Origin of the sequence: uncultured Planktomarina sp., assembly GCA_943788425.1 — a bacterium.
GTDB lineage: Bacteria > Pseudomonadota > Alphaproteobacteria > Rhodobacterales > Rhodobacteraceae > Planktomarina.
The window spans coordinates 56,193-68,680 of sequence record CALSQF010000015.1; the positions used below are offsets into that span (position 1 = coordinate 56,193).

At 55.3% G+C, this 12,488-nt stretch carries 14 protein-coding genes; 4 read left to right on the top strand and 10 right to left on the bottom strand.

Annotated features, from left to right (window positions below):
• Positions 1 to 39: 39 nt before the first annotated feature.
• Positions 40 to 2,100 carry a lytic transglycosylase domain-containing protein gene (locus ABLW18_RS11985; protein WP_347825025.1) on the top strand — a complete coding sequence of 687 codons (2,061 nt, stop codon included), beginning with the start codon at positions 40 to 42 and terminating at the stop codon, positions 2,098 to 2,100.
• Positions 2,101 to 2,150: 50 nt separating this feature from the next.
• Here ABLW18_RS11985 and ABLW18_RS11990 read toward each other — a convergent pair whose 3' ends face one another.
• Both ABLW18_RS11990 and mnmD read right to left on the bottom strand, forming a co-directional pair.
• Positions 2,151 to 3,023 carry a DMT family transporter gene (locus ABLW18_RS11990; RefSeq protein WP_347825026.1) on the bottom strand — a complete coding sequence of 291 codons (873 nt, stop codon included), beginning with the start codon at positions 3,021 to 3,023 and terminating at the stop codon, positions 2,151 to 2,153.
• On the bottom strand, positions 3,020 to 3,682 hold the full coding sequence (mnmD, locus tag ABLW18_RS11995; RefSeq protein WP_347825027.1) for a tRNA (5-methylaminomethyl-2-thiouridine)(34)-methyltransferase MnmD: 663 nt from the start codon (positions 3,680 to 3,682) through the stop codon (positions 3,020 to 3,022). The genes ABLW18_RS11990 and mnmD overlap by 4 nt, the downstream gene beginning before the upstream one ends.
• Before the next feature lie 39 nt (positions 3,683 to 3,721).
• Here mnmD and ABLW18_RS12000 point away from each other — a divergent pair, with 39 nt between their 5' ends.
• The gene (locus ABLW18_RS12000) at positions 3,722 to 4,783 is read left to right on the top strand and encodes an FAD-binding oxidoreductase (protein ID WP_347825028.1); all 1,062 of its coding nucleotides are present in this window, start codon (positions 3,722 to 3,724) and stop codon (positions 4,781 to 4,783) included.
• Complete coding sequence (locus tag ABLW18_RS12005) at positions 4,776 to 5,186, top strand: VOC family protein (protein ID WP_347825029.1); 411 nt, start codon at positions 4,776 to 4,778, stop codon at positions 5,184 to 5,186. The genes ABLW18_RS12000 and ABLW18_RS12005 overlap by 8 nt, the downstream gene beginning before the upstream one ends.
• A gap of 20 nt (positions 5,187 to 5,206) precedes the next feature.
• Here ABLW18_RS12005 and ABLW18_RS12010 read toward each other — a convergent pair whose 3' ends face one another.
• The 3 genes from ABLW18_RS12010 to cobO are packed head-to-tail and all read right to left on the bottom strand — an operon-like array spanning position 5,207 to position 6,546.
• Entirely contained in the window at positions 5,207 to 5,572 is a 366-nt protein-coding gene (locus ABLW18_RS12010) for a Lin0512 family protein (protein ID WP_347825030.1), read from the bottom strand.
• A complete protein-coding gene (locus tag ABLW18_RS12015) occupies positions 5,569 to 5,916 on the bottom strand; it encodes a Lin0512 family protein (protein WP_347825031.1) in 348 nt (115 codons plus the stop codon). The genes ABLW18_RS12010 and ABLW18_RS12015 overlap by 4 nt, the downstream gene beginning before the upstream one ends.
• A 21-nt stretch (positions 5,917 to 5,937) precedes the next feature.
• A complete protein-coding gene (cobO, locus tag ABLW18_RS12020) occupies positions 5,938 to 6,546 on the bottom strand; it encodes a cob(I)yrinic acid a,c-diamide adenosyltransferase (protein WP_347825032.1) in 609 nt (202 codons plus the stop codon).
• A 90-nt stretch (positions 6,547 to 6,636) separates the two neighbouring features.
• Between cobO and ABLW18_RS12025 the strand changes: the two genes are divergently transcribed.
• Positions 6,637 to 7,041, top strand: coding sequence for a hypothetical protein (locus ABLW18_RS12025; RefSeq protein ID WP_347825033.1), 405 nt, complete (start codon positions 6,637 to 6,639; stop codon positions 7,039 to 7,041).
• A gap of 22 nt (positions 7,042 to 7,063) precedes the next feature.
• Here ABLW18_RS12025 and ABLW18_RS12030 read toward each other — a convergent pair whose 3' ends face one another.
• The 5 genes from ABLW18_RS12030 to ABLW18_RS12050 are packed head-to-tail and all read right to left on the bottom strand — an operon-like array spanning position 7,064 to position 12,487.
• On the bottom strand, positions 7,064 to 8,035 hold the full coding sequence (locus ABLW18_RS12030) for an oligopeptide/dipeptide ABC transporter ATP-binding protein (protein ID WP_347825034.1): 972 nt from the start codon (positions 8,033 to 8,035) through the stop codon (positions 7,064 to 7,066).
• Positions 8,035 to 9,021, bottom strand: a complete 987-nt coding sequence (locus ABLW18_RS12035; protein ID WP_347825035.1) for an ABC transporter ATP-binding protein — start codon at positions 9,019 to 9,021, stop codon at positions 8,035 to 8,037. The genes ABLW18_RS12030 and ABLW18_RS12035 overlap by 1 nt, the downstream gene beginning before the upstream one ends.
• Positions 9,021 to 9,902, bottom strand: coding sequence for an ABC transporter permease (locus tag ABLW18_RS12040; RefSeq protein ID WP_347825036.1), 882 nt, complete (start codon positions 9,900 to 9,902; stop codon positions 9,021 to 9,023). The genes ABLW18_RS12035 and ABLW18_RS12040 overlap by 1 nt, the downstream gene beginning before the upstream one ends.
• Positions 9,899 to 10,876 (bottom strand): ABC transporter permease, encoded by a 978-nt coding sequence (locus ABLW18_RS12045; RefSeq protein WP_347825037.1) that lies wholly within the window; start codon positions 10,874 to 10,876, stop codon positions 9,899 to 9,901. The genes ABLW18_RS12040 and ABLW18_RS12045 overlap by 4 nt, the downstream gene beginning before the upstream one ends.
• Before the next feature lie 60 nt (positions 10,877 to 10,936).
• A complete protein-coding gene (locus tag ABLW18_RS12050; protein WP_347825038.1) occupies positions 10,937 to 12,487 on the bottom strand; it encodes an ABC transporter substrate-binding protein in 1,551 nt (516 codons plus the stop codon).
• Between the last annotated feature and the right edge of the window lies 1 nt (position 12,488).

The window sequence follows — 12,488 nt, forward strand, 5'->3', positions numbered from 1 at the left end:
GGGGCGTAAGTGCCCGGGCAGTCGTCGGCGGACACTAGCTTGCCGCATCGGTTTTGCCAAGATTTGCGATTGAAAGTTTTTGCCTCAGAGCGCAAGTTGAAGCTCATGCGCATTCTCCTTTATCTCGTGGTCTCTTGGTGCTTCGCAACATTTACCTTGGCGCAGGACGGGGCCGCTTTGGCCTCTTTGCGCGCTGCCTATGTCGCGCAAGCGAAGGGCAAATGGGACGAGGCGCTGGATCTTGCCAAACCGGCGGGGCAGGTGGCGGTTGACCTCATTCAATGGGATCGCCTGCGCGCGGGGCGCGGCCAATTTTCTGAGGCCACTGCGTTTTTAAAGCGTCGTCCGGATTGGCCCGGTTTGCCCTATTTGCGCCAGCGCTCTGAGGCGACCATCGAGCCAGATGCCGCGCCGCAGGATGTGATTTCTTTTTTCTCTAACCATCCGCCGAAGACCGCAAAGGGCGCTTTGCGACTGGCGCAGGCGCTCAATAAAACTGGGCAGAAAGCGAGCGCCATCACGGCGGCACAATGGGGATGGAGAAGTTTTAACATGCTCGCCAGCCTCGAGGACGCGTATCTTGAGATGTTTGGGCCGCATTTGAAAGCACAACATGCCGCACGCTTAGATCTTTTGCTCTGGCAGGGTGATTTGGCCAGTGCGGAACGACTGCTGGGGCGCGTCACCGCCGGGCAGGCGCATTTGGCCCGGGCCCGAATAGCGCTGCAAAGGAAAGAAAACGGTGTCACGCGGTTGCTGGCCAATGTGCCAAAAAGCCTGAAATCCGATCCCGGTTTGGCCTATGACAGATTTCAATGGCGGCTTGCACGCGGGCACACAGAGGGTGCCATCGATCTGATGCTGCAAAGATCCTCCTCAACCTTGGCATTGGGACGACCAGAGAAATGGGCTGGCCTTCGTATGTCTATTGCGCGGGATCTTCTGTGGGATGGGGCCCATGCAAAAGCCTATAAGCTGGCCGCAAGTCACCATTTGGCACCGGGAGATGACTACGCGGCCTTAGAGTGGCTGGCGGGCTTTATTGCTCTGCGAAAACTGAAACGCCCCGAGACAGCGTTGGTGCATTTTAAGAATCATGGATCGGCTGTTGGCAGCGAAATTTCATTGGGCCGGACCCATTATTGGCAAGGTCGGGCATTCAAGGCCTTGGGCCAAGCAGATAAGGCGCAGCAGGCTTTCGCTCAGGGCGCGCGCTTTCAAACTTCGTTTTACGGATTGCTCGCCGCCCAAGAGGCAGGGCTGCCGATGCAGCCCAGTTTGGCTGGAACTGAGGTGGAACTAGAGTGGCGGCAGGCAGACTTTGTGAAGTCCAGTGTCTATGAGGCTGGACTTCTATTGATTCAGGTCGACCGTTCGCGGTTTGGCGTGCGATTTTTGACCCATTTGGCTGAAAGTCAAAGTCCGAAGGGGTTGGCGCAAATGGGCCGTATGGCCGAAGAGATGGATCATCCTTACTTGGAGCTTATGCTGGGCAAGCGCGCTTCACGCTATGGGACAATGATGGAACGGCATTTCTACCCGTTGACCTCGCGATTGATGCGGCCCGGCGCAATCGCGCCTGAGTTAGCTTTGGCGATCGCCCGTCGGGAAAGTGAATTTTTTGCGGGCGCAATTTCGGGGGTAGGCGCGCTGGGCTTGATGCAGGTCATGCCCCGAACAGCCAAAGAAATGGCCAGTAAGTTGGGGGTAGGCTATTCGCGCAGCAAGTTGCTGAAGGATCCAGACTATAATGCAAAAATCGGCATTCGATATCTTGAGGAGCTGACAGAAGAATTTGGCAATAGCCCCGTTTATATCGCCGCCGCCTATAATGCTGGCCCCAGCCGCGCCCATGCTTGGACCGCCAAACTCGGCGATCCGCGCTCGCCGGCGGTGGATGTGATCGATTGGATCGAACAAATTCCGTTCAGCGAGACCCGCAACTACGTGATGCGGGTGACGGAAAGCCTGCCCAATTATCGCGCGCGTCTGGCGGGCCAAGCGTTGCCTTTGCGGTTTTTGCAAGAATTGAAGGGCGCCTACAGCCCAGAGCCGATTTTCGCCGCTCCGGCAATTTCGCTGCGCCCGATTAGCCGGTAGCGCTGCCGCCGCAAAGCCGCCCCGAGGGGGCGGTTTAGCTCTCGCGTGTCTTAGCTCTTGGCTACTCTTGCACGCCACAGGGTAAACAGCCCGGCCGCGACAACCAAAAGCGCGCCGATGGCCACATTTGGGCGTACAACTTCACCAAAAACCAAAACGCCGATCGAGGTGCCGAACACCAATTGCAGATAGGTGAAGGGTTGCACGGCACTGGCCTCAGCCACCTCGTAACAGCGAATGAGTAACCAGTGTCCCACCGCCCCGGTGCAGCACAGGCAAAGCATCAAGATCCAGTCGCTTGGGCTCATATTCTCAAAATGAAACGCGCCGATGACACTCATCAACAGGCACCCCATGACGCCGGTCCAAAAGAAGCTGGTTGCGGTGCTGTCGAGGCGGGCGACATATCGCGTGAGCAGGCTGTAAAGTGCGAACATGAAAGCGGCCAGAACGGGGATGATCGCATAGGGGGAGAACACTCCGAATCCTGGCTCTAAAATCATCAGCACCCCACAAAACCCGACGGCAATTGCGAGCCAACGCCGCCAACCGACGGTCTCGCCGAGAATGGGCCCCGAGAGCGCCGCGACGATGAGGGTATAGGCTGAAAAAATTGCAAGGCTTTCGACCATGCCAAGCAAGGTAAAGGCGGTGACCATGACGCAGATTTCTGCAGCCAAGAGCACCCCGCGAAAGGCCTGAAGTACGGACTGTTTGGTGCGTGCCGCATTGCGTAAACCGCCAGCTTGCTTGGCTGAAACGGTCATCACGAAAGCTGCAAAGAACCAATAGCGCACCATAACCACCATATAAACATTGTAGTTGGAGGAAAGATGCAGGCTCAAACCATCTTGTACCGAGAAGATCAGGGTTGTCGCCACCATCAGCAGAACGCCAAGCCGTGTATTGGTGCCGGCACTCACGGTTTAATTCCCTGGGTCATATGCCTTTTGCGTCCAAAACCTGGGCGCCGGATGACCTCAAATCCACCTGCTTGCAATCCGCGGCGGACAAAGCCTGCGGCCGTGTAAGTGGCGCAGCTTCCGCCGGTTTTGGTATGTGCGGCCACCTCAGCCATGAGGTTGGCTTCCCAGAGCTCTGGATTTTTGGCGGGAGAAAACCCATCTAGAAACCAAGCATCCGCCTGGCCTGACCATTTGGGCAGGGTGTCGCGGGCGTCGCCTAAAATCACCTCAAAGCGCAGATTGGGCAGGGTGATGCGGTTGCCCCACAAGGGGGCCAATTCCGCAGCTATGTCCTGCAATGGCGCAAAGGCTTTGTGGGCTGTGATCATTTGATCTGGTGATAAAGGAAAGGCCTCAAAGCTTGTGTAGTGTAAAACGCCGCTTTGCCCGGATCGGCGCCAAGCGGCCAAGGAGACCAAAAGGTTCAAACCCGTGCCAAACCCCAATTCGGCGATATGAAATCCATCGCAATAACGGTCTGGCAGATGGTTGCCTGCAAGAAACACATGCTCCGTTTCCGCCAACCCATCGTCGAGTGAGTAATAAGGGTCATCAAATTTTGTGGAGAAGGGCGTGTCTGCGCGCCATTCTATGCGATTGGGCTGGTGGTTGAGCATGGTCTACCCTAAGTATTTTGATGACCATGCAGAAGGGCGATGATTTTGGCAACTGCTGATGTAACGATTCTTGGGGCTGGTGTGTTTGGCCTGTCGATTGCGTTTTGTGCCGCACAACGGGGGGCGCGGGTGCGGGTAATCGATCTGGCTGGTGTGGCGCAGGGCGCCAGCGGCGGGCTGGTTGGAGCTTTAGCGCCCCATACGCCGGATCTATGGCTGCCCAAAAAGCAATTCCAGTTGGAAAGCCTCCTGCTTGCACGTGAATTCTGGCCGGAGGTGGAACGCCTATCAGGGCTTCCGACTGGCTATGCCAATCATGGGCGACTGCAACCGATCAATGAAGAAAGATTGATTGCGCTTGCGCTTTCACGCATCGCGGATGCTGCGGCAAATTGGGGAGATGCTGCGGTTTGGGAGGTCATTTCAACCAGCAAGGCGGGGCCTTGGGCACCACCGTCTGCAACAGGTCAGCTGGTGCGCGATACCCTCTCGGCTCATATTCATCCGCGGCAAGCCACCAGGGCGCTGGGGCAGGCGGTGTTGGAGTTGGGCGGGGTGATCACAGCCGCGGGCGCGCATCAGGGCGCGATTGTCGATGCGCGTGGTTGGAGCGGCTTGGTAGAGATGTCACAGACTTTGGGCAAAGAGATTGGCAATGGGGTTAAGGGGCAAGCGGCCTTGTTGGATCTGGCCCGACCTGGCGCGGCGCAGCTGTTTGCCGAGGGGCTGCATGTGGTGCCGCATTTGGATGGCACTGTGGCCATTGGATCGACTAGTGAGCGGTACTTTAAATCGTCAGATCAGACGGATGGCCAGCTTGATGATTTGATAGCCAAGGCCAAGCGTTTGTTTCCTGAGCTGCGCGACGCACCCGTGATCGAGCGCTGGGCGGGCGTGAGGCCCCGAGCCTTTACCCGCGCACCCATGTTGGGCCGGCATCCGGTTCATCCCGATTGGTTTATCGCCAATGGTGGGTTTAAGATCGGCTTTGGCATGGCCCCAAAGATAGCTAAAGTTATGACGGCGCTCATCCTAGATGGCGAGGATCACATCCCTGACGATTTTCGAGCAGCGGCAAGTTTGAGGCGCAAAAATGATTGATAACCCCCCCCCGATGATCGCCAGCCTGGATCACCTGGTCTTGACGGTGACGGATATCATGGCAAGCGTCGCGTTTTATCGGGATATATTGGGAATGCAGGCGCTTCAATTTGAGGCGGCTGATGGCAGCAGGCGTTGGGCTTTGGCCTTTGGCGCGCAAAAAATCAATTTGCACCCGGCACAGGCCCCGTTTACGCCCCATGCCGCAGAGCCGCGTGCCGGGTCGTCGGATCTGTGCTTTTTGTCGCCAACCCCGCTGGACGCGTGGGCTGCATATTTCGAGGCTTGTGGTCAAGAGGTGTTAGATGGGCCTGTGCAGCGCAGCGGGGCGCTTGGGCCGATTGTCTCGCTTTATATTCGTGATCCGGATGGGAACCTTCTGGAAATTGCCAACCAGATTTAGAAGGGCTCTTGGATCAGCCTCTATGTGCGGTCGCCTTGATAGGGCAAGAACGCCTCAATAGCTGCGCTGGCAATGACGATGACATTGCCAGTATCCGGATTGGTTACATTTTGCCCGCCAAAAACTGCACGCACCTCCGCCCGGCCGCGCGGCAGGGTTGAGACCAGCTCTGCGGTGTCCACTTGCGCCGGATCTTGGACACCAATGGTCACCTGAACGCGCATCTCTTGCGGGGTGAGGCCAAGTGCGGGTTCGAGTGCTTGGAACATAGGAATGGCGGAGTGCCGAAAGGCGTCTTCAATCGCACGGCCCGCGGCCTTGGTATAATCCTGACCATATTGGTCATTGCCCATGCCCATTTCGATGATGAATCTTTGATCGTTCATGAGGCCAACTCCAGATCTAATGACACAGAAATTGCAATATTTGCCATCACGGTGGGCAGGCTATCTCGCCGCGGCACATCCAAGCCACCAGGGACCACGGTGACCTGTACTTGGCCGTAAGGAAAGATTTCTGCCACAGCGTTAATGTCCACTGCCTCGGGGTTTTGCACGGCCACTTCCACATCAATGAGCATATCGGTTTTGGCTTTGCCGAATAATTCTGCCAGGTTAATCGAATTGTGCCACATTGCATCTTTGACACCGCGCACTGCGGCTTGTGTGTAATCTTGCCGGCGCAGGGAGGCGCCCATGCCAAACTCTGTCAGCAATCGTTTTACGGCCATGGCTATGCTCTCGCTTTAATTTTAAAATTCAACGCCGATTTGCGCCTTGATGCCGGAACGAAAGGGATGTTTGATCAGCTCCATTTCCGTCACCAAATCGGCCGCTTCAATCAAATCTGCATGGGCGTTGCGCCCGGTGAGTACCACATGGGTCATGGCAGGTTTTTCGTCGCGCAAAAAGGCGATGACCTCTTGGATATCAAGATAGTCATACCGCAGAGCGATATTAATTTCATCCAACAGCACCATGTGATTGCTCTCATCAACAATCAGCTCTTTCGCTTTGGCCCAAGCGGCCTGCGCCATTTCGGTGTCGCGGGTCTTGTCTTGGGTTTCCCAAGTGAAGCCCTCACCCATGGTGTGAAAGGCGCAAAGATCGGTGAAATGCTCTAAGATGAGATCCCTTTCGCCTGTGCTCATTCCGCCCTTGATGAACTGTACCACCGCGCATTTGCGCTTATGGGCAATATGGCGAAAAATCATGTTGAAGGCCGCTGAGGATTTGCCTTTGCCCTTGCCGGTATGCACAATCACCAGGCCTTTTTCGTCTGTCTTGGTTGCCATGATCTTGTCGCGCGCGGCTTTTTTCTTTGCCATTTTCATGGCATGACGGTCAACATCTTCACTCATGCTGGGCTCCTGTAGTTTGGCGGCAGTTTACTGGCTCGGGGCGCGGACGCAAGCAAGGCTTTGTTAACCAAGTTTGTGCATGGTCTTTTTATGCGCTTTCTTTGGATCCTTTTGCCGCTTTTAGCCTGCAATACGCCCTCCTTTGAATTTTCTGGCGTGCCGGCACAGCGGGTGATTGTCGGCAAATCAGTTCTTGATGTGCGAATGGTTGGGGACCGGGCTGAAGCGATACGCATTAATCGGGAATGGGCACCAAATTTGAACTACACGGCCGTTCGGTTTGCCCGCGCGTTTGAAGCGGTCAGCGGTTGCGAATTGCGCCCCAATTCCATGCAGGGCGATCAGGTGGTGATGCAGGCGCGGTTAAAGTGCGACGTCCCGCGGCGCAGCAATCCGTTCCCTCAACGGCGCACGCTCGATTGCAGCATCTTTGACTCCACCCCGGGGATGATGATTTGTGATGAAATCTATCCGGTGGCGGTGCCGGGTGGGTAGCGAGCGCCTGTGTGCCGGGGATTTAGGACACCAAATGGCAAGCGGTGCGATGCCCGGTCTCGTCGGACACCAACGTGGGTTCCTGCTGATGGCAAAGCTCTTGCGCCATTGGGCATCGATTGGCGAATCGGCAACCTTTGGGCAGGTTCACCGGGTCCGGCGGGTCGCCGGGGATTAAAATGCGTTTTTGGCTGGCCCTTTTGACCCGGTCAACGGTGGGCACGGCCGATAACAGCGCTTGCGTATAGGGATGGCGCGGCGCTGTGAACAAACTCATGCGGTCTGCGTGTTCAACGATCCGGCCCATATACATCACCGCGATGCTATCACTCATGTGCTGCACCACGCCGAGGTCATGGCTGATGAATAAATAGGTCAAGCCAAAGTCTTTTTGCAATTTGCGCAACAGGTTTAAGATTTGCGCCTGCACAGCTACATCCAAAGCGGATACGGGCTCATCGCAGATAATCAACTCAGGCTGGGTGGCCAGGGCGCGGGCAATACCAATGCGTTGGCGCTGACCGCCTGAAAATTGATGCGGAAAGAGCCTTTGCTGTTCTGGTCGCAGGCCCACCGCCTGAAATAAACCCTCGACAATTTGGGTTTTCTCAGCCGCGGATTTACTCGACAGGCTGTCCAAAGGCTCACGGACGATCGCCTCTGCGCGCTGGCGCGGGTTGAGGCTGGAATAGGGGTCTTGGAAGATGAATTGTACTTTTTGGCGGAACGCGCGCAGGTCCTCATCTTGGGTTTGCAGCACATCTTCATCACCGAGGCGCACTGAGCCGCGATGCGCTTTGACCAAGCGGGCCACCGCCAGAGCTGCCGTCGTCTTACCGGAGCCGCTTTCCCCGACAATGGCGAGTGTCTCGCCCTTTTTTACAGCAAAGGAGATGTCATCGACTGCATAGAGATAGGATTTCTTACCCCAACTGCCGCCGCGCTTGACTTCAAATCTCACGGTGAGGTTATCGACATTCAACAGATCAGACATCATAGATCCCTCGCATGCCAGCAATCTGCGGATTGCGCATTGGCGAATTCTTGTGGTTTCGGCCGGCTGGCCAAGCAGGCCTCGCTGAGATAGCGACAGCGCGAGGCAAATAGACATTGATCTTTGCCAAATTCGCGCAGGCTGGGCACTATGCCGGGCACTTCTACCAAATCATGGCGCGCGGTGCTCATCTCGCTTTGAATATGCGGCACGCATTCAATCAAACCTTTGGTATAGGGATGACGGGGGTGATCGATGATCTGGTCGACCGGTCCCAACTCCGCTTTGCGCCCCGCATACATGACAATCATCCGCTCGGCCATTTCCGCCACCGCGCCCATGTCATGGGTGATTAAAATAATGGCCGCACCGGTTTGTTTGCGCAAATCGCCGAGCAGATCAAAGATTTGTGCCTGAACCGTGACATCAAGCGCGGTGGTTGGTTCATCTGCAATCAGAATTTTGGGGGCACAGGCCAGAGCCATCGCGATCATCGCCCTTTGCCTTTGTCCACCGGACATTTGGAACGGGTAATCGCCGGCGCGGCCCTTGGGGTTGGGGATGCGGACCGCGTCCAGAAGCGCGATGGTCTGATTCCAGGCCGCTTTGCGCGACAGGCCTTGATGCGCGCGCAGTACCTCAGCAATTTGCTCCCCAATGGTCAGCACCGGATTGAGGGAGGTCATTGGCTCTTGAAAAATCATAGAAATGTCATTGCCACGAATTTTGCGCAGCTGCGCGTCGCTGGCTTGGACCAGGTCCTCACCTTCAAACAGAATATGTCCACTTGCAATACGGCCAATATTCGCGGGCAAAAGCCCCATGAGCGCCAATGCGGTCATTGACTTGCCGCAGCCGCTTTCACCGACAAAGCTTAGGGTTTCACCTGCGTTTAAGCTGAAGGATAAATCGTCAATAACGGGAGCCACCCCGTCGCGTGTGGTCAACTCAATGGTAAGGTTTTGAACGTCTAAAAGTGGCCGCATTATCGTTGCCTTAATTTTGGATTAAGCGCGTCGTTCAGCCCATCTCCAACCAAGGAAATCGCCAGAACTGTCACAAAAATCGCAACGCCCGGGATGGTCACTGTGTAGCCTGCATCAAGAATATATTGACGGTTGGAGCCAATGATTTGTCCCCAGCTCACCACATTGGGATCGGTGAGGCCCAGGAAAGATAGGCCCGCTTCAAAAAGGATCGCGGATCCGACCATGAGCGCCGATTGCACGATAATCGGCGGCAGCGCGTTGGGCAGGATCACGCGAAACATCAGTTTCATGTTGGAGGCGCCTGAGGCCCGTGACGCCGTAACATATTCAAGCTCGCGGATGCGCAGAAACTCGGAGCGTGTGATCCGGGCCACGGCGGTCCAGCTGACGATACCTATGGCAAAGGTGATCATGGGAAGGGAGGCGCCAAAGAGTGCAACCAAGACCATGGAAAACAGTAAGGTTGGCAAGACTTGGAAAAATTCGGTGATCCGCATAAGAATTTCTTCAACAATTCCGCGATAAAATCCTGCAAGGGCGCCCACTGTCACGCCGATGATTACGGTCATCAGCGCCGCCGAAACGCCGATCATCAGCGATACTTTGGCGCCATTGATGATCATCGACAACAGATCGCGTCCAAGATAATCGGTGCCCAGCAAAAACCCTTCTTCTCCGGGTGGCGAAAAAGGTGCCCAGACCATCTCGAATGGATCTACGGGGTAAAGCATCGGCCCAAAGATCGCGCCGAAGGTGATAAGGGTCAGGAGCGCCAAAGCTGCCACCGCAGCCGTATTTTTGCGGAACATCGCCCAGCTTTCTGTGAATGGGTGCTGGGCCTGTAAGGTTTCTTCTTCTTGGAGTTCGGGACGGGTCATTCGCGACCTCCCACACGTGGATCAACAAGCCGCAGGGCCAGATCGGTGAGCAAATTGCCGACAATCACCACCAAAGCGGAGAAGAAAAGAATGCCAAGAATAGTGGGCGTGTCGCGGGCAATAATCGATTGGAACGCCAGAGTGCCCAGGCCGGGCCAGCTGAACACGGTCTCTACCAACACAGCACCCGAAAGCACTGCGGAAAACTGCAGGCCCGCCAAAGTGATCACGGGCGAGAGTGCGTTTTTCAGCGCATGTTTATAGACCACCTGATGATCGCTTAAGCCTTTGGCTTTGGCGGTGCGAATGTAGTCGGAACCTAAGACTTCCATCATCGAGGCCCGCGACAAACGCGAATAGAGCGCGAGAAAAATGGAGCCAAGCGTGACGGCGGGCAAAACTAAATGCCGTGCAACATCAACAAAATGGGTCCAAAATCCGCCTTCAATGGTCACATCGCGCATGCCCGCTACGGGGAACCAATGGACGTTGAGCGAAAAGGTGATCAGCAGCAAAATACCGGTCCAAAACACCGGGGCGGAATAGCCAAACAACGCTAGAAATGTCACCAAATAGTTGGAGATGCCTTTCGGCTTGCGCGCTGAGATGACACCAAGCACAACTCCGATGATCAGGGCGGCGATCTGCGCAGTAATCACCAAGAGTAATGTGGCCGGCAGGCGTTCAAGGATTAATCTGCTTACTGGTTGATTGTAAAAAAATGAATATCCCAAATCGAATTGCGCCACATTGGCGATGTATTTTCCCAGCTGAATGATGAACGGCTGATCAAGGCCATAGCTTACGCGGATCTCATCAAGAATTTCTTGATCTGCCCCGCCCATGGATTGGCTGATAGTATCTGCCACATCGCCAGGGGCCAGATGCATCAGTGAGAAATTCAGCACCAGAACCGCAAGGAGCAATGCGGCGGCATAGAGAACGCGAATGAGAACGATGCGTAAAATGCCCAAAATTTTCGCCTTACTTAGGAATATGCGCGGGCCATTTGCGGATGGCCCGCGCGGGGAAGCTTACTTTTTGAGATAGGTCATATCGATAGGTGTTGACGTGCCCCAAATACCCAGGGGTGGATTGCCCACATTGTCATTAAAGACGGTGTGATAGGGCAGGGTGTTGGTGTGATAGACCGGCACTTCATCGGCGATGATCTCCTGGAACTCTGCATAAAGCGCGGTGCGTTTGGCAGGATCAGATTCGACCGCGGCCATGGCCATCAGCTCATCAACCCGGGCGTTAGAGTAGCCTTGGGTGTTTGACCAAACGCCTTTGGCGATATTGTCGGAAGAATATGTCCGATGAACACCAATCACAGGGTCACCCCAGTTGAACACCGTATCCCAGGACATATCAAAGTCCATTTTGCCCATGCGGGCCGCCCATGTTGGGAAATCTGCAGAGGCGCGCACTTCAACAGCAATGCCAACTTTTTTCAAAGCAGCTTTCACATATTCGACCTGTGGTTTCACGCCGGGCCAACCAAAATCTATGGTCAGGCTGAAGCGCGAATCGCCCTGCATCGGATAGCCAGCCGCATCCAGCAAAGCGCGGGATTTATCCAGATCCAAAGCATAGTCCTCAACATTGGCGTTGTAGAACGGGCTGTCGGGATGGATGCCGGTTTTGGAATCAGCGGCTGTGCCCTGCATCAAGGCCTTATGGATGAAATTTTTATCCACGGCATGGGCGATCGCTTTGCGCACCCGGACATCGGCGAGAGGGCCTTTGGTGGTGTTCATCGCCAGCCAATCAAGTGGCCCAATGCCGCCGTAGCCTTCGTCGGTGACGGTCAGTGTGTCGACCTTTTTCAGCCGGTTGATAATGCGTGGCAGTGACTCAAAAGCGCCCATATGGACTTCGCCATTCTCATAAGCGATGGCCCGCGCGGCAGGATCGGTGATGATCCGCATGACAACTTTGTCGAGATAGGGTCGACCTTCGATGAAAAAGTCATCAAAACGCTCGAGGATCACATGCTCGCCAGATTTATATTCCACCAGTTTGAATGGCCCAGAGCCAATCACGTTTTCGGTATTGCGGGGATGGGTTTTCGGATCTTGACCATCGCCATAGATATGTTTTGGAATGATAGCCATCAATTGACCTGACATGGCCAACAAAAGCGCTGGGTGCGGTTTGCTGAGGTTCAAAACAGCTGTGTGCTCATCGGGAGTGTCGACGGATACCACCGGTGCGAACATTGATTTGAAGGGGTGATGGGCCTTAATCGTCTCTACGGAGAAGGCCACATCATCGGATGTGATTGGGGCGCCATCATGAAAGACCGCGTTTTGCACTAAGTTTAAGGTGACGGTCAGCCCGTCTTCACTTACGTCCCAGCTTTTGGCGAGATAGGGCTGGGGCGTCCAGTCTTCATCATAGCGCAGTGGAGCTGCGAACAATTGCGCGCCGGGGTAGCCTGTCACAATACCGGACTGCACGGCTGGATTGAGATTGCGTACATTGCTTCCCAGCACAGTGACCAAGGTGCCGCCTTTTCGGGGCGCATCTTCTGCAATGGCCCCACTCGCCAAAATGGCGACAGCGGCGGTCGCTGTGAGCATG